At 59.6% G+C, this 17,396-nt stretch carries 12 protein-coding genes and 1 tRNA gene; all 13 read right to left on the reverse strand.

Translation table 11 applies throughout. The annotated features are described in order from the left end of the window. Position 1: 1 nt before the first annotated feature. The 13 genes from Q0G85_RS03725 to glf all read right to left on the reverse strand — a co-directional run bounded on the left by Q0G85_RS03725 (position 2) and on the right by glf (position 17,389). Positions 2-75 (reverse strand) — tRNA-Pro (locus Q0G85_RS03725). A 70-nt stretch (positions 76-145) separates the two neighbouring features. Then, complete coding sequence (gene coaBC, locus Q0G85_RS03730; RefSeq protein WP_297154850.1) at positions 146-1,390, reverse strand: bifunctional phosphopantothenoylcysteine decarboxylase/phosphopantothenate--cysteine ligase CoaBC; 1,245 nt, start codon at positions 1,388-1,390, stop codon at positions 146-148. Between the two features lie 4 nt (positions 1,391-1,394). Further along, positions 1,395-2,417, reverse strand: a complete 1,023-nt coding sequence (gene hemH / locus Q0G85_RS03735; protein WP_297154852.1) for a ferrochelatase — start codon at positions 2,415-2,417, stop codon at positions 1,395-1,397. A 13-nt stretch (positions 2,418-2,430) separates the two neighbouring features. Then, on the reverse strand, positions 2,431-3,483 hold the full coding sequence (locus Q0G85_RS03740) for an RluA family pseudouridine synthase (RefSeq protein ID WP_297154855.1): 1,053 nt from the start codon (positions 3,481-3,483) through the stop codon (positions 2,431-2,433). After that, positions 3,484-4,038 (reverse strand): signal peptidase II, encoded by a 555-nt coding sequence (lspA, locus tag Q0G85_RS03745; RefSeq protein WP_297154857.1) that lies wholly within the window; start codon positions 4,036-4,038, stop codon positions 3,484-3,486. 3 nt (positions 4,039-4,041) lie between these two features. Further along, entirely contained in the window at positions 4,042-6,882 is a 2,841-nt protein-coding gene (ileS, locus tag Q0G85_RS03750; RefSeq protein WP_297154860.1) for an isoleucine--tRNA ligase, read from the reverse strand. A gap of 179 nt (positions 6,883-7,061) precedes the next feature. After that, entirely contained in the window at positions 7,062-8,834 is a 1,773-nt protein-coding gene (locus Q0G85_RS03755; protein ID WP_297154862.1) for an ABC transporter ATP-binding protein, read from the reverse strand. Between the two features lie 20 nt (positions 8,835-8,854). Then, positions 8,855-9,730 (reverse strand): DegV family protein, encoded by an 876-nt coding sequence (locus Q0G85_RS03760; RefSeq protein ID WP_297154864.1) that lies wholly within the window; start codon positions 9,728-9,730, stop codon positions 8,855-8,857. A 241-nt stretch (positions 9,731-9,971) separates the two neighbouring features. Then, positions 9,972-11,261: a DNA polymerase IV gene (gene dinB, locus Q0G85_RS03765; protein ID WP_297154866.1), complete on the reverse strand. Its 1,290-nt coding sequence runs from the start codon at positions 11,259-11,261 to the stop codon at positions 9,972-9,974. Between the two features lie 8 nt (positions 11,262-11,269). Then, positions 11,270-12,088: a type III pantothenate kinase gene (locus Q0G85_RS03770; protein ID WP_297154868.1), complete on the reverse strand. Its 819-nt coding sequence runs from the start codon at positions 12,086-12,088 to the stop codon at positions 11,270-11,272. 83 nt (positions 12,089-12,171) lie between these two features. Next, the gene (locus Q0G85_RS03775; protein WP_297154870.1) at positions 12,172-14,856 is read right to left on the reverse strand and encodes an NTP transferase domain-containing protein; all 2,685 of its coding nucleotides are present in this window, start codon (positions 14,854-14,856) and stop codon (positions 12,172-12,174) included. 287 nt (positions 14,857-15,143) lie between these two features. Beyond that, positions 15,144-16,166 (reverse strand): glycosyltransferase family 2 protein, encoded by a 1,023-nt coding sequence (locus Q0G85_RS03780; protein ID WP_297154872.1) that lies wholly within the window; start codon positions 16,164-16,166, stop codon positions 15,144-15,146. 5 nt (positions 16,167-16,171) lie between these two features. After that, positions 16,172-17,389: a UDP-galactopyranose mutase gene (gene glf / locus Q0G85_RS03785; protein ID WP_297154874.1), complete on the reverse strand. Its 1,218-nt coding sequence runs from the start codon at positions 17,387-17,389 to the stop codon at positions 16,172-16,174. Positions 17,390-17,396 lie beyond the last annotated feature (7 nt).

Below are 17,396 nucleotides of genomic sequence, written 5' to 3' on the forward strand. Positions count from 1 at the left end.
GTCGGGTTGACAGGATTTGAACCTGCGACCCCTTGACCCCCAGTCAAGTGCGCTACCAAACTGCGCCACAACCCGATTCGTTTGTTTGCCGTCCGCTTAAGACAGCTTGTTTATAATACCGTTACCTTCGTTTGGTTTCAAGCCCTTATTTCAAGAATTCTAGCGCTTTATCGAGAATTCGGTCGGCAAGTTGACGTTTTCCCATTTCAGGAAGATGCTCTTCCCCTGAAGCACTCACGAATGACGTCTCATCGGAGTCGGCGCCGAAGCCTCTTCCGCATGAAACGTCATTCGCCACGATGAAATCAGCGCCCTTACGGACAAGCTTGCTGCGCGCATTGCCGGTCACGTCATTCGTCTCAGCGGCGAATCCCACAACCACCTGGCCCGCACGCTTCGAGGCACCACACGAGGCAAGGATATCGGGGTTCTCAACGAGGTCGATATGCGCAAGCGCCTCATCATCAGCGCCCTTTTTAAGTTTACGATCGCAGGCAACCCGAGGACGAAAATCGGACACCGCCGCAGAGAAGATGGCGATATCGGCAGAGGGAAATGCCTCGTCAACGGCAGCTTTCATCTCGCAGGCCGTACCCACGCGCACCATTTGCGCCCCGGCAACGTCATCGAGGCTCACAGGGCCCGTAACAAGCGTGACCTGGGCACCGCGGCGCGCCGCAGCCTCGGCAATCGCGAAGCCCATCTTGCCCGTCGAAGGGTTCGAGATGAAGCGCACAGCGTCGATCGGCTCGACAGTTGGCCCCGCCGTCACGACAATGCGCTTGCCCGCCAAGTCTCTTTCGGACTTGAGCATCTCGAGGGCATAGGAAACGATATCGGCAGGGTCGGCAAGACGCCCACGACCCACATCCCCACATGCGAGATAGCCTTCACCAGGCTCGATGAAGTGAACGCCACGTGCCGCGAGCGTCCTCATATTGCTCTGCGTCGCCACAGCCTCGTACATGTGCACGTTCATTGCGGGAGCCACCGCAATCGGAGCCGTGCAGGCGAGCGCCGTCGTCGAAAGTAGGTCGTCAGCGATACCCGCCGCCATCTTCGCGAGAACGTTCGCCGTACAGGGCGCGATAAGAAACAGGTCGCACTCCTCGGCAAGCGACACGTGATGAATTGGGTCGCCCGGACCATCGCCGAAGGTGTCGATGGCAACGGGCTCGTGCGTCAGGGCACGGAAGGTGGTCGGGCCGACGAATTCGCAGGCGTTCTTCGTCATGACAACCTTCACGCGCACGCCTGCCTTCTGAAGGCCGCGCAGGATCTCGCAGGATTTATAGGCAGCGATACATCCCGTAACACCGAGCAAAACCAGGGGCGAGCTTGCGTCTCCCCTGTTCACAGGTTGCAAATTCAGCGAATCGGTTTGGCTCATGACGCTATTCCCCTTCCCCAAGATACGGCTTCAAAACATCGGAGATCACGCGCACGTGCGCGCGGCTCTGGTTCAAGCAAGGGACATACACGAAGCGGGAATCATCCACAGGGTGACCCGATGACCTCAGTTTTTCACGATACAAGTCTCCGAATTCGATTTCCACATCGAAGCGCGTCTCCAGGCAGTCGACGGAAAACCCAGGGCAAACGATAAACGTCCGCCCGTCGTCGACCTCGGCCAAGCGAGCGAGCGTGTCCTTCGTGAAGGGCGAGAGCCACGTGCGCGCGTTGTCAAAGCGGCAGTGATAGCTTATCGTCCAGGCCTTGCGGCTAAGCCCCAGCTCATCGGCAACATGCAAGCTCGTGGCACCCGTCTGCAGCTCGTAGGTATCACCGTCTTCGATATCGACAAGCGGAATAGAGTGGAACGAGAACACAAGGCGATCGCCTGGCTGCTGCCCGAACCCCGCATGCTCGATCGAGGCGGCAAGCGCGCGGATATAGCTCGGATGCTCGGCGTAGCCTTCCACGATAGAAGTGGCGCCCTTCCAGTGAGCACGGCGCACGGCGCGAGCAACGCCGTCCTTCACTGAAAGCGTCGTGCTGTGGGCAGTTTGAGGGTACATCGGCAACACGACAATGCGCTCGCAGCCAAGCTCCCGGAACTCGCGGATGGCCTTCTTCATGGACGGCTCGCCGTAACTCATTGCAATGCGCACAGGAGCGTCGAATCCCTCGCTTTCGAGACGAGCCTCGAGCGCCTCGGCAAGAGCCCTATGCGTCACCAGCAACGGCGAACCCTCGGGGGTCCAAATCTTGCGGTACTTCTCCGCCGAAGCCACGCTTCGCTTCGGCAAAATAGCCAAATGGAGAATAAACCACCAGATAAACCGATTCATTGGTGCAATGTGCTTGTCCATGAGGAATTGCGCCAGGTAACGCTTGACCGCCTTCGGTTCAGGCGACGACGGCGTCCCGGTGTTCACGAGAAGCACGCCTACTTTCTCTTTGCCATGCAACGCCACAGTTCATCACTTCCTATTCTGGCAGCTCGCCCTCAATCGAAGGGTGAGGCGCATCCGCCAATAGTTCGGCGACTTCGCGCCCCGCGTCGGTCAAGCCGCGACCGCGATCAGCTAAGCCATGGAGTGCTTTGACCAAGTCATTCGGCAAATTATCAGCAAACGTGAGTTCCTCGGCTGTCTCGGGATGGGTGAAGCGAAGCCTAAACGAATGAAGGAACTGTCGCTTGAGCCCGAGCTGGGCGCGCGCATCCTTCGGCCCGTTCGCCGTGTAGACGGGATCGCCCACAAGCGGGTGCTTCGCGTACTGCATATGGACGCGAATCTGGTGCGTGCGGCCCGTGAACAGCTTGCAATCGATGAGCGTGTAGCCATCGTCGTGCTGGCGCGGCTCGAAACGCTCAAGAACGCGGAAGGTGGTAACGGCATCGCGCGCAGAAGGAACATCGCGAACAGCCATACGCGTCCGTTCATTGGCGGTTCGCGCGATGGGCGCATCGATCATGCCCGTATCAGGCGCGATCACGCCGTGGACGAGCGCAAGGTAATGGCGATCGACCGCGCGGTCGCGGATATCCTGCATGAGCGCATAACCAGCTTCGTCGGTCTTTGCCGCAAGCATAAGACCCGACGTATCGCGGTCGAGCCGATGCACAATGCCCAGCCGGTCGTCCTCGCCCTGCACGTTGCAGAGACGATCGGCGCCGCAGTGGTAGATAAGTGCGTTCACGAGCGTCCCGTCCGCGTGGTCGACGGAAGGGTGGCAGACAAAACCGATCTGTTTGGACAAGACGATAAGATTATCGTCTTCGAAACGGATATCGAGATCAATCGGCTGTCCCGTTACTGGGCCAGCAACGACTTCCTCCGCTTCCTGATACACGATGGTGTCGCCCGCGCACACCGTGTACTTTTTAGCAACAACAGCCCCGTTCACAAAGACGTAGCCCGACTCAATCGCTCGCGCCGCCGCACTTCGGCTCGCAAAACACGAGCGCGCCGCGAGAAGCGAGTCGAGTCGCTCGCCCGCGTCAAGCGCCGTAGCAGAATAACTCAACATACGCGCCATCTATTCCCCACCCCCGTTTTCAGCACCTTGCGCCGCGCGATTGGCCTCGGCGCGCTCGTGGATGAGAAGCGATACGATGAACAAAACGATTCCGCAGGTCACCCCAATATCAGCAATGTTGAAGATAGGGAAATCGATGAACGTCGGCTCGATGAAGTCAACGACAAAACCAAGGGTGAAGCGGTCGATTGCATTGCCAATGCCGCCCGCGACGACAAGCGAGAGGCCAATAAGCTCACCTATGTTCGGTCGCTGCGGGGTAAGCGCCAGATACGCCGTGAGCGCGAGACAAACCAGAAGCGAGAAGATACCGAGCGCCCAGGTAGCGCCCGAGAAAATGCTCCAGGCACCGCCCGTGTTGTACACAAGGTGGAAGCGGAAGATGCCGAGAATCGGATCGGAAATCACCTGCCCCGCGTGATACGAGCCGTTGAAGAACAGCTTCGAAGCCTGGTCGAGCACAAGCCAAACCACCACAATGGGGATAAACACGGCGAACCGCCGCGCCACAGCGCGCACGGTCCGCCCTTTCTCGAAATCTTTTTCGGCGCTCAAGCGCTAGTCCTCCTCGGAAAAACCGATCGAATCGAGCACGTCGCCGCAGCGTTTGCAGACATGCGGGTGGTTAGCGTTGCCGCCAAGTTCGCGCACGTTCCAGCAACGCGGGCACTTCTCGCCTGTCGCGGGAGCAACGGCGCAGGAGAAGCCCTCACCCGAGACAACTTCGACCGCCGCGCAAACGAAGACCTCCGCCAAGTCGACGTTTGCCAGCGCAGCTGCAGCGTCGGCGGGAAGCGTGAGCGTAGCCTGAGCTGCCTGGCTTGTGCCCTCGGTCACGATGCCCGATTCCTTCGCCTCCTCGAACGCCTTGGTGAACACGTCGCGCGCCGTCGAAAGTTGGTTGTAGGCGGAAAGCAGACTCGCGGCCTCATCGGCAGACCAAGGAGCCGTGTACCAGTCGAGCAGAGCCGCACGGGTCTGACCGTCGCGCAGCGAAGCGGGCAGGAACGCCATAACCTCGTCGCAGGTAAAGACAAGTATCGGCTGCAGGTCATGCACGAGCATCGAGAGGATCTGCGCCCACACGGTGAGAGCGCTGCGACGGTCCTGGCCATCCGCCTGACCGCAGTACACGCGGTCCTTGGTGGCGTTCAGGTAGCCGTTGGAAAGCTCGGTCACATAGTCGTAGAGATTGCGGAACACCACGTTAAAGCGATAGCCCTCGTAAGCCTCCGTCACGACTTCATGCACCTGGCACAGGCGGGCAAGCGCAAGCTTGTCGTAGCCGGCAAGTTCGTCTACCGCCACGGCGTCAGTCGCGGGGTCGAAACGGCCCTCAATCTCGCCGAGCAGGAAGCGCAGCGTGTTGCGGATCTTGCGATATGCCTCGCCGACGTGCGAAAGGATCTCGCCGTCGCAGGTGACGTCGTTTGAGGTGTCAACAGAGGAAACCCACAGGCGCATGACGTCGGCACCGCGGGTATCGCATTCCTTGTTCGGGTCGATGACATTGCCAAGCGACTTGGACATCTTGCGGCCCTGGCCGTCGAGCGTGAAGCCCTGGGAGACAACCGCCTTGTACGGCGCCGTGCCGTAGGCACCCACCGAGGTCATAAGCGAACTCATGAACCAACCGCGATGCTGGTCGGAGCCTTCGAGGTACATGTCAGCGGGGAACTCAAGGTTGTCGCGATGCTTGCACACGGCGGTATGGGAAACGCCGGAGTCCCACCACACGTCGAGGATGTCCTTGTTCGCCTTCAGATGGTGTCCGCCGCACTTCGGGCAGACGCACGCGTCGCCCAGATAGCTCGCGGGATCGTCGGTGAACCAGCAATCGGAGCCCTTCTCGCGGAAAAGCGCGATAACGGCGTCGAGCGTTTCGTCGTTCACGACGGTTTCGCCACAGTCTTCGCAGGTGAAAGCGGGAATCGGCACACCCCAGTTGCGCTGACGGGAAATGCACCAGTCAGGACGGCCCTCCACCATAGACCCGATGCGCTTCACGGCATGAGGCGGATAGAACGCGACCTTCGAGAGTTCGTCGAGCGCCTCTGCGCGCAACGTACGGCCGTCGTCGAGTTCCTTGTCCATCGAGACGAACCACTGACTCGTCGCGCGGAAGATGACGGGCTGCTTGCAGCGCCAGCAGTGCGGATAGCTGTGGTTGATGTCCTCATGCAGGATGAGCGTGCCGCGCTCGCGCAGCCACTCGATGATCTTCGGGTTGGCCTCGTTGACCTCCATGCCCGACCACGAACCGCCTGTACCCATTTCGTCGCCCTTGTAGAAGCGGCCGTCGTCGTCGACGGGCATGACCACAGGGATGTCAAACTTCATGCCAACAAGGTAGTCATCAACGCCGTGACCAGGTGCTCCGTGGACGATACCGGTGCCGTCATCCAAGGTGACGTAGTCGGCGTAGACGAATTCGCCTTCGACGCCCTGGTCTCCGAAGATGGGCTGCTTGTACTTATTGTGCGCAAGCTCGATGCCGGTCATGCTCCAAGGCTCACCGTCGGCGCCGCACACGAGCTCGACCTCGCCGTAACCGAACCTCTCGCAGTCCTTTTCCACAAGGGCACGCGCCATGATTTCAGCCTGGCCGTCGTGGATAACCGCGACGTAGTCGGCTTCGGGATGCAGGATGACGATGTCGTCGGCGGGAAGGGTCCACGGCGTAGTGGTCCAGATGTCGACCCAGAGTTTGCCCGCCCATGCCTCGAGGCCAGCAGGCGCGGTGGTCATCTCGAAGCGCACAAAGATTGCGGGGCTGACCTCGTCGCCGTATTCGATTTCCGCCTCGGCGAGCGCCGTGTGGCAGTGCGAGCACCAATGGACCGGCTTACGTCCGCGATAGATTGCACCGCGATCGAAGATGGCCTTGAAGATCTCGACGTCGGTGGCGTCATAGTCGTTCACGTAGGTCAGATACGGGTTGTCCCACTCTGCCAGAACGCCTAGGCGCTTGAAGCCCTGGCGCTGGGTGTCGACCTGCTCGACGGCCATTTTGCGGCACAGCTCGCGGACCTTCTCGGTGGGCAGCTGGTTGAACTTCTCAGTGCCGAGCATGGTCTCGACCTTATGCTCGATCGGCTGGCCGTGGCAGTCCCAACCAGGCACATACGGAGTGCGAAAGCCGCGCATGGCCTTATAGCGGTTGATGATGTCCTTGGAGATCTTATTCTGCGCATGGCCAAGGTGAATGGGGCCGTTCGCGTACGGGGGGCCGTCGTGCAGGACGAAGGGCTTGGCGTCCTTGTTCTTTTCCTGCAGCTTCTCGTATACATGGTCCTCTTCCCACTCCGCGAGGCGCTTGGGCTCGTTTTTCGGGAGATTGCCCCTCATCGCGAAGTCGGTCGTGGGCAGGTTCATTGTGTTCTTGTAGTTGCTCGCCATAAAAGCGGCCCAGCCTTTCCCGATCGATTCCTATGCAAAGCGCACGAATGCGCCATCCGTCAAACCACAAGAGTATAAGCCAAGAAGAAGGCTCGGTAATTGGCAGAACGAGCGGTTTCCCAAAATCGCGATAGACGGCAGAGAAAGGGTTGATTCGCAAGTTCATCCGAAATCAGATATCACTCCAGATAAGCGCCCGTTTGACGCTCCCACAGGTTGGCGTATTCTCCACCTTGGGCGACAAGCTCGGAATGCGGGCCGTCCTCCACGATGCGCCCGTCGTCCAACACGACAATGCGATCAAGGCTCGCCACCGTCGACAAGCGATGCGCCACCACGATGCACGTGCGGCCCCGCATAAGCGTCGAGAGCGCGTCCTGAACGAGCTGCTCGCTTTCGGAATCGAGCGCGCTTGTGGCCTCATCGAGCACAAGGACAGGGCAGTCGGCCAAAAGAGCGCGCGCTATCGACACGCGCTGACGCTGCCCACCTGAAAGCTTCACGCCGCGCTCGCCGGTTATCGTGTCGAAGCCTTCCGGCAAACGTTCGATGAACTCAAGCGCGTTCGCAAGCCGTGCGGCCTCGCGAATCTCATCCATCGTGGCGTCGGGTCGTCCATAGGCGATGTTTTCGGCGATACTGCGATGGAAGAGCAGCGACTCCTGGGGAACATAGGCAATCTGGCGGCGAAGCGATTGCTGCGTGCAGCGGGCGATGTTCTGCCCGTCGACAAGGATGCTGCCTTCCTGGATGTCGGACAAACGCAGCAAAAGCTTCGTGAGCGTGGTCTTCCCCGCCCCGCTCATACCGACAAGACCTACGCGCTCACCTGGGGCAATATGTAGGTTGAAATCATCAAACACACATGTTTTCGCCGAACCATCGGTATACCAAAACCCGATGTCGCAGAAATCGATTTCCCCGCGGCTCACTTCAAGATCGGGTGCGCCAGGAAGGTCGGCCACAAGCCGCGGCTCATCGAGAACCTGAGTCATCCCACTCGCATCGCCGAAGGCGCGATTGAAACGCTGCAGGCCGTTGTTGATGAAATTGAACTGGTTAGTCACCGTGTAGGTATAGGTGAACATGAGCACAAGCGTGCCGGGCGTGATGCCGTACCAAGCGTTTCCCCCGATAATGAAGACGGTGACCGCACTCATTATAACAACAGCGATACACGCCGTGACGATACCGCGAGCAAGCGAGGCGCGCATACGCCGATTGTCGCGCTCGACGACGCAGCGGTTCGCCTCGTCGAAAAGCGTGCGCTCGTAATCCTCGCGCCCGTAGGTTTTCACGGCAAGGATATTCGCAACCGAATCGGAGAGTTCGCCAGACAGCTGGTTTTGCGCGCTCGCTGCCTTCTCGTTCAGACCGAGAATCCGCTTGTACATAAAATAGGACACGCACGCGTAAATTGCGAGCAGCACCATCAGCACGACCACGTAGATGGGCACGCGCGGAATGAGCACGGCGCAGGTGAACACGACTGAGCAGAGCACCGGCAAGAAGGGAAACGACAGGGTCTCCAAGATGAGCTGGTAGGCACTCATGAACTTCGACGTTTGGCTCACGAGCGTCCCGCCGAAGCGGTTCGAATGGAACGACATCGACTGGTTGCACAGCGCATCGAAGCTCATCGTGGCCAGATCATATGAAGCCGCAATCTGCAGGCGGTACATGCAATAGTCCTGCAGCTTGCTCGCCGCCTGACCGAAGACGTTCACGGCGACGAGGGCAAGCGCAAAGGGACCGAACGTGGCGAACACCTCGTCGGCGGCGACAGGGTTCGCGCTCACTTGGTCGACCACCATGCTCATAAGGTACGGATTCGCGTACGAAAGCAGGGCCACGTAGGCCAGCGTCGAGGCGACAAGGCCCGCGAACAGGCCAAAGTGTGAGCGCGTAACCAGCCAGTAGTAATGGAGCGTGCGACGGGTGGTCGCGGGCATTGCGGGGGCGGACATGATTGCTAGTTGCGGCTTTCCGCCATGTAAAACAGCGCCATCGTACCCGGACCGGAATGCGCACCGATGACAGGGTCAACGTAGTTGATGACGACATCGCGCACGCCGAAGCGCTCGCGCACCTTTGCCGCGACGTATTCCGCATCCTCGAGGCAGTCGCCGTGCGTGATGAAGATCATCTGGTCGGCAACAGGCGGAGTCGCGGATTTCTCCATGTGGTCGACAAGCGCGTTCAGGGACTTCTTGCGACCGCGCACCTTCTCCATGGGGATGAGATGGCCCTCGTCGTCGACGTGAAGAACAGGCTTGATGTTCAGCAGCGTACCCGCCCAGGCGCTCGTCTTCGAGACACGCCCGCCGCGCCACAGGAACATGAGGTCGTCGACGGTGAACCAGTGCGCCAGGTTGAGCTTATGCTGCTCTACCCAATCGCGAAGCTCTTCGATCGAGAGCCCCTCGTGAGCCTTCTGCACGGCATACCACACAAGCAGGCCTTCCCCGCCCGATGCGGCGAGCGTATCGACGGAGAAGATCTTGCGATCGGGGAATTCAGCGGCAAGCTGGTTGCACAGAAGCGAGATAGCCTCGTAGGTGCCCGAAAGGCCACTCGAGAAGCCCAGGTAGAGAACGTCTTTGCCCGCTTCCAAAAGGCCGCGCAAAAGCGCCTCGGAATCGGCCAGATTAGGAAGCGAAGTCGTGATGACCTTGCCCTCGCGCATCATCGTATAGAACTGCTTCAAGTCGGTGATCTGGCCTTTGAGGTAGCTTTGACGCTGTTCGCCATCGACCATGAACGTCAGTGGAAGCACGTGGAGACCGAACTCGTCGATCATTTCCTCTTTCAGGTTGCAGCTTGAGTCGGTGACGATCTCGAAATCCATGGCTATCCTTTCATGACAAGACTCCGCGCAAAGCACCCTGGAGCACGGGTCGTTTTACTCTATGAAGAAGTATACGGCATTGTGGCGAAATCGGGGAATATGCCGCAGGAGAGGAAAGGCGGCCTGCCTACATTCGAGCTCCCAAGTGCGCGTTCGCGGTCGCTCGTCTGCTTACGCCGACGCGGATACGCTCGCTCGCAGGCACCTGTCCACAGCCCAGCCGCAAGCGCAATCGCAAACCCTACTTGTAATCGTCAGGATTCTTGGCGCCGGTCCCCGTCGTGTTCCCCGCATTGCGCAGCTCATGCCCAAAGCGAACGGCACCTTCGCCAAAGCGGTCGCGCAGCGCGTCGGTAGCATCGAGCAAACCGCGCCGCTTGGCATCATCGGCAATGACGGGCGTAGCATCGAGCGCGGAGGGCGCCTCCTGCACAACATCGAAAAGCGTCTGCTGCACAAATTCGTCTTCTTCAAATCCGCTCATCCCCACGCCAAGAAGACGCACGGGAATCCCCTCGCGCCAAATCTCATCGACCATGCGATAGAGCAGCGGGGTGAAGGCAAGCTCGTCGTCGCTCGGCGCGGGTAGACGCTTTTGGACCGAGCGCACGGAACGGTCGTCGAAGCGCAGCTTAAGGGAAAGCGTGCGGCCCGCAAGGCCCTTCTTGCGCAGGCGCCGCCCCACCTTCGCAGCGATCGTGGCAATCGCCGCTTCCACATCGACCCGCGCCACAAGGTCCCTCGCGAATGTCATCTCGTTCGACACCGATTTCGCGGCCTCTCCCGCCTCGACAGGCGTCATGTCCCCACCTTGCGCGCGGGTTCGCATCACGAGTGCGTTCTTCCCGAAAATACGGCGAAGCAGCGATTCGTCCGCACAGGCCAAGTCCCCCAAGGTGCGCACGCCGTGGCTTGTAAGCTCTCGCTCGGCGACGGCGCCCACGCCGCTCATTTTCCGAACAGGCAAAGGCGCAAGAAAGCTTTGCTCGCGTCCCGGGTAGACCACGGTGAGTCCGCGAGGTTTATCCATGTCAGAAGCAATTTTCGCGATGGTCTTCGACGTGCCCACGCCTACCGAGCAGGTGACGCCGAGCGCCTCTACGCGCGATTGGATGCGCTGGGCGATAAGTACGGGGTGCTCCGTGTTGACCTTGGTAGGCGACACGTCCACAAACGCCTCATCGATGCTCACCTGCTGCACGAGCGGCGTCTCATCGCGCAGGATGCCCATGATGGCGTTGGACATCTCGCGATAACGATCGAAATGACCATGCGTCCAGATGGCGTCGGGGCACAGCCGCCGCGCCGTCGACGAGGGCTGGGCACTGTGGACACCGAACGCGCGCGCTTCATAGGAGGCGGTGGAGACAACCCCGTGCTTGTCGGCGTCGCCACCGACGATGACGGGCTTCCCACGCCAGGCGGGATGGTCGAGCTGCTCGACCGACGCGAAGAAGGCGTCAAGGTCGACAAGCAGGATTGCCGACCCCTCCCACGGCTGTAGGAGCGATTCGGAAACGTCGGTCGGCATAGGGCTTCCTACCTGCGCCGATTCGCACGCTCGAGCATGCCCAGCCCGAGAAGCGTCAGATCGGGCTCCACTTGCGCCTCGTGGCTGCACAGGGCCGCCAACGCCGAGGCATCATCGCCCGACATGACGACGTCGCCGGTATAACCCAGTTCCCGCCAGATCATGTCGATGAGCCCGTCGATGCGCGCGACCTCGCCCATGATGGCTCCCGACTGAATAGCGGCGCGCGTGTTCGACCCCACGATCGTTGCGGGGGCCTTCATCTCGACCATGGAGAGCTTCGCCGCGGCAGAAGAGAGCGTTGAAAGGGAAAGCCGCAGGCCAGGTGCGATAATTCCGCCGATAAAGGCACCGTCTTCGGCAAGCACCTCGAAATTGGTGGTCGTGCCGAAATCGACGACGATAAGCGGATAACCGAACAGCTCCTTGGCGGCGACCATATCCGCAATGCGATCGGAGCCAACCTGCCCTGGGTCATCGAAGCGCATCCGAAGGCCCGTCTTCAGGCCTGGGCCCACAACGAGCGGACGAGACCCGCTCACCGCATGGGCCGCCTGCACCCACACATCGGTGAGCGAGGGCACAACCGAGGACACGATGGCGCGGTCGACAGCGGCTTCGTGCGAACTTGCAAGCACCCCGCGAATAAGGAAGAACTCGCGCAGCATGGCGTGGGCCTCATCGACGGTGATCACGGGACGCGTCGTTGCGCACCAGGTCGACGTCAGTTCTTCCCCGTCGAACAAGCCGAAACGCGTAAGCGTGTTGCCCACATCGATCGCGAGCGCGTAAGTTGAACGGTCAGGCGCCTTCCTCGTTTGCGACATGATGCGATGAGCCCCTTTCCCTGCGAACAGCGCTTCATAACTATGCTTCGAGAACTCCGTTTGAGTCCCCACGATTATAGCTGCTAGGCTCCCTTATGGCGCACGACATACGCGGGATCGATACGGCGCAGATCGTCGAAGTCGTCGATTTCCAGGATATCATCGGGGCTGCACCGGCGCACGTGAACCGCGTATTCTCCCGCACGGCGAACAATCGCCACGTCGTCCCAGAAAATCTGCCGCGCATCTTCGCGCTCGAAAACTTCGGGGATGTCGCGGGAAAGCCGCGCGCCGTCTTCCGCCGTCCAATACGACAGGCCGACCATCTGCCAGCACGGGGCGTCCTTCCCCTTCGCCAGGTTCTCGATGACGCCCTCCTCGTTGGCGTCGAAGTACCAGTCGTCGGTTTTCTCAACAGGAAAGCCCAGGTAATTCGACCGATATTGATACTTGCTCACCAGCGTCGGGTTCGTGAGGAACAAATCGCTCTCGAACACGTAAGCGCGCTCGAAGTGCCCGCATGCAGCCACTGCCGACGAGATGTTGTTCGTCTGGTCGAAAAGCGGGTTGTCGATGAAGTACAAGTTAGGATACTTACCGAGAAGCTGGTCGAATTCTTCTGCCAAATAGCCGCGGACGATGTAGATCTCATCGATCCCGGCGGCCATGACCGCATCGATCAGGCGGTCGATGATGCGCACCCCGTGAACGCGCGCAAGCGGCTTGGGTGTGTTCACCGTAACGGGAAGCAGCCTGCTCCCGAAGCCGGCCGCCAAAAGGACGGCGCGCTTGGCCCGATACGGCTCAAGCGCCGCAAGCCCGCGCGAAGTCGGCGCGCCATCGGCAAGCAAGCCCCCTTCGCACAGACGGCCATACGCCGCCTCGTGGGATGCGTCGTCCAAGGACTCAGGGTGCACGGTGTTGCGCGTCTTCGCCTCGGCCTGGGCAAGCACGACGAATTCCTCGAAGGAAAGCGCACCCGCCCCCGAAGTCGGCATGCCGATCGAGTCCGCCATGGCAAGTGCGGCATCCGCGTAGTCCTTCGCCGATCGATACCACACGTAGAGCCACTCGCCCACCGGTGCACCCTTGAGCTCGCGGTGCATAGCCCACACATACCAGTACCATCCAACGACCGCCGTACAGGCAATCAGGTGGAAAACCTCATCTGAAGTGGGCTTACGGCCGAAATACAGCGGAACCGCCCGCTTCGCGCACTCGACGTCGAAGCCCGAGCCCTGCGCTACGAAGTTGCCGAAGTCGCATCCATAGTCGCCCATTGCGGCATATTCCCAGTCGATCAGGCACATCTCGTCGCCATGCACAAGGATATTCGGACCATAGAAGTCGTTATGGCAAAGGACTGGCGCGCCGGAACCTGCGCGCATAAGGGGAACGAGTCGCTCGATTCTCCCCTTGATTTCCGAGAAATCAGCCGGGAAAGACCAGTCCTCGGCGGCGAGCAGCAACTCGATTTTGCACGCCTCGTCGTAGAAGTCGAACGACCAGGGGGAATCCGCACCGCTTTTATGCAGACGCCGCACAAGGTTCAAGGCGCGCGCCACATGATCGTCGTTGTCGTAGTCGAAAGGCTCGCAATCGGGGACGAAGCGCGAAATCTTCCAGCCAAGCTCGGGGTCCTCGTGGACAAACGAAGAATCGAGCCCCAGATTGGACGCGATCTTCAAGGCATAGGTCTCCGCCTGCCGATTGATGATCTCATCGGTGCCGGCACCGGGATGGCGATAGACAAAGGCCTCGCCGCGACACTCGAAGTAGAACGAGAGGTTAGTGAGCCCCTTCTTGATCGGTTTCACGCCTGAAATATCGCCGCGCACGCAATTGAGCGTCGCGCAGATGTTATCGAGCACATCCGAAGCGACGTTCTCGATGAACAGAGGGTCGAAATCCTGCAGCTGGTAGAGGGAGTCGAACTCGCGGATCTCGCCCTTCTCGTAGGGGCGCATGTACATGCGCAGTTCATCGGCGTGTTCGAGGAAGATGTCGTCCCAAAGCTTGCCGAGCGTTTCGGTGCGGTGGTATTCCGAGGACAGAAAGCGCATAAAATCGCAGGTGAAGTCCCGAGTCCAGTAAGCATGCCCCATGATGACCCACGAATGGGACCCGCCGGCAACAGCGCCCGTGATGCGTTTGTCGCGCCCTTTCGTCTGAAGGCAGTACTCGTCGGTTTCCCCTTCCTCGAACACCGCGGCGTAATAGGAGTCATAGACGTAGCGCTCAAAGGGGTTGTGCTCGAAGTAATTGTCCGACGAGCAGATATAGGTATTGCCGATGATGTCGCGCACCTGGAACAGCGTCGCGTGGTTGTTGCGGGTCGCATAATCGGTGTTGATAACGATTTTCACGCCGAAAAGGTCTTCCAAATAGAAGAACTCTTCTTTCTTGAACCCGACGACCACCGTGATATCGTCGATGCCCGCTTCCTTGAGTTGGCGAATCTGGCGCTCGATGAGAACCTCGCCACGCACTTTGAGCACGCCTTTCGGGCACTCGTAGGAAAGCGGCGCCATGCGCGACGAGAGGCCCGCCGCCATGATGACGGCATTGCGAACCTTATAGGGTGCAAGCTCCTCCTCGCCTTCCTCCGTGAGGGCGCCTCCCTCGAGAAGGCCGCGATCACCGAGCGATTTGATGACCGAGTTCACCGTGCCGAGCGACATTCCGCATGTCGAGGCAAGGGCTCGCTGCGAGGCTGCAGGGGTATTCTTCAAAGCGAGCATCACGTCGAATTCCGAGCGGGAAAGCATGAGAGTATCCTTCCAAGTTTCTATACGAAGAGGCGCAGGAACCCGAAGGCACCCGCACCGCAAATACTTCTTTCGAGCTCGATTCAGAATAAGAGAAGTGTTCAGACTTATCAAGTGGACGTAAAGACATGAACAGGAAAGGGTAAAGCAAAGGGCCGCGACGACGCGAGTTCCCGCCCCAAAGTACGAAAAAGCCGCCCGAAGGCGGCTTTCACAGGCGGCTTCCGGCGAAGCTGCATCAGTTTGCGAATTAAAGCCCGCAGAACTTGAACACCATTTCGCGAATGCTAATTAAACTTGAACACCTTCTGCGCAAGATGGTACCCGGAAATCCCGAGCGAGCGCCCCACCTCGCCAGGCAGGTTCGTCCCCACGTTGAGGACGCTTCGACGCACGGCACCGTAGGCACCCGGGTTGTTCTCCTTCAAGTATTCCCAGATGTCATGGCGTTTCTCGTCTGCCTCGAGCGTTCCGATCATGCGGCAGAAGATGGAGCAGATGCACATCATCATGGACAGGTAGTTCAACATGTAGCGGCGAAGCTTCGGCTCCACGACGTCATCAGGCAGGCGCACCGCGTCGATCATGAAGCGCGTGATGCGAAGCTGCTGGTCGATGCGCCCCATCATGACACTCTCGTTCACACTTTGGTCCTCGCGCCCGATGAAGTAACGATACATATCGACATCGAGATAGCGCATAGTGTCGACGAACGGCAGCGGCACGTACACGAAGATGTTGTCCACATAGAAGCAATGCTCGGGAAGTTTCAAGCCGGTTTCGCGGAGCAGCTCGGTTCGATAAATCGCCGAATGCATGAGCAGGTACTGGCTCTGGCGGAAATGCTTGACGTCCTTCCAACCGAATTCCTCTTCGGTCGGGAACACGTTGAAGTACCCCATCACCGTACGCGTGCCCTCGTGCACCTTCTCGTAAACGTAGTTGCCGATAACGAGGTCGGTCGCATGCTCGCGGTCATGCTGCGAGCGAAGATAGGCCATGACCTGGCGCATCGCAGCCTCATCGAGCCAGTCATCAGAGTCGACGACCTTGAAGTACAGGCCCTCGGCTGCCGCAAGGCCAGTGTTCACGGCAGCACCATGCCCACCGTTTTCCTGATGGATGGCGCGGATAACGTCGGGGTGCGCCTCTTGCCAGGCGTCCGCCTTCTGCGGCGTGTCGTCTTTGGTCGAGCCGTCATCGACGATGATGATTTCGATGTCGTCTCCGCAAGCCAAAAGCGACTCGATGCATTTGTCCATGTAGGCGGCGGAATTGTAGCACGGTACCGCGAACGAGATGGTCTTCATTGAAGCTACTCCTCAACCAGCTTGTCAGAAAGCTCGAGCGCAAGGCTGATAATCTTGTCCATGTTGTAGTAGCGATACTCAGCCAAACGACCGAGCGGATAGAAGTTCGGAAGCTTAGCGGTGAGGGCGCGATAACGCTCGTAGTGCTCGCGGTTCTCGTCAGAGAGGATGGCATAGTAGGGAGTCTGCGTGTTGGGATCCTCGTAAGCGCGCGAGTACTCCTTCATGATGGTGGTCTTGTCCGACTTTTGGCCGGTCAGGTACTTGAACTCCGTGATGCGCGTGTAGTCCTCGGTGACCGTGAAGTTCACCGTACCGCACGGCAGCACGTGCTCTTTGTCGAAGGTCTCGTACACAAAGTCGAGGCTGCGGTAAGGCAGGCGGCCGAAGCGCGCGAGGAAGAGCTCGTCGAGCGGGCCGGTGTAGACGATGGGGCCCTCGAACTTCTTGCCGTGGAGTTTGATCGCGGAGAGCGGAGCGTCCTCGGCGTCGCTTTCGAACTCGAGCTCAAACACGCTTTCCGCCTCGGTGTTCAGGCACACCTGAATATTCTCGTGATCAAGCATCTCCTCGAAAAGCTTCGTGTAGCCGAAAACGGGCATCCCCTGGTAGGCATCCTGGAAGTAACGGTTGTCGCGCGAGATGAACACCGGCACGCGAGCCGTCACCGACGGGTCGACTTCCTCGGGCGTGAGGCCCCACTGCTTCTGCGTGTAGTACAAAAAGACGTTCTTGTACACGAAGTCGGCGATTTCGGCGAGCTCAGGGTCGTCCTGCTCGCGAAGCTCGTTGATGGTCACCTTGCGCTCGTCGCCGAAGGTGTCGATGAGCTTCTCGATATAATGCGCGGCCTTTTCCTCGCCGAACGCGATCTCCATCGAGTTCTTGTTGAACGGCACCGGCATGTAGGTTCCGTACCAATCGGCCAGCACGCGATGCTGATAGCCCAAAAAGCCGGAGAAACGGCGCGCATACTCGAAGGCGCGCTTGTCGTTGGAGTGGAAGATGTGCGGACCGTACTTGTGCACGAGAATGCCCGCTTCGTCTTTCTCGTCGTACATGTTGCCGCCAATATGAGGGCGCTTCTCGATGATGAGCACGCGCTTGCCCGCACGCTCCGCGAGTTCGCGCGCCACGACGCCGCCGGCGAATCCGCTGCCGACGACAACCGCATCGATGTCGTCCATATTCACTTCGTTGAACTGTGTGTACTGCACGCCCATGTGAGCT

Source organism: uncultured Ellagibacter sp., from assembly GCF_934617235.1.
Classification (GTDB): domain Bacteria; phylum Actinomycetota; class Coriobacteriia; order Coriobacteriales; family Eggerthellaceae; genus Ellagibacter.

Excerpts from the sequence above, each read along its gene's own strand:
- ileS (WP_297154860.1), bottom strand. The coding sequence starts at position 6,882 with ATGGCGAGCAACTACAAGAACACAATGAACCTGCCCACGACCGACTTC.
- Q0G85_RS03760 (WP_297154864.1), bottom strand. The coding sequence starts at position 9,730 with ATGGATTTCGAGATCGTCACCGACTCAAGCTGCAACCTGAAAGAGGAA.
- coaBC (WP_297154850.1), bottom strand. The coding sequence starts at position 1,390 with ATGAGCCAAACCGATTCGCTGAATTTGCAACCTGTGAACAGGGGAGAC.
- Q0G85_RS03770 (WP_297154868.1), bottom strand. The coding sequence starts at position 12,088 with ATGTCGCAAACGAGGAAGGCGCCTGACCGTTCAACTTACGCGCTCGCG.
- Q0G85_RS03780 (WP_297154872.1), bottom strand. The coding sequence starts at position 16,166 with ATGAAGACCATCTCGTTCGCGGTACCGTGCTACAATTCCGCCGCCTAC.
- glf (WP_297154874.1), bottom strand. The coding sequence starts at position 17,389 with ATGGGCGTGCAGTACACACAGTTCAACGAAGTGAATATGGACGACATC.
- dinB (WP_297154866.1), bottom strand. The coding sequence starts at position 11,261 with ATGCCGACCGACGTTTCCGAATCGCTCCTACAGCCGTGGGAGGGGTCG.
- Q0G85_RS03775 (WP_297154870.1), bottom strand. The coding sequence starts at position 14,856 with ATGCTTTCCCGCTCGGAATTCGACGTGATGCTCGCTTTGAAGAATACC.
- Q0G85_RS03740 (WP_297154855.1), bottom strand. The coding sequence starts at position 3,483 with ATGGCGCGTATGTTGAGTTATTCTGCTACGGCGCTTGACGCGGGCGAG.
- Q0G85_RS03755 (WP_297154862.1), bottom strand. The coding sequence starts at position 8,834 with ATGCCCGCGACCACCCGTCGCACGCTCCATTACTACTGGCTGGTTACG.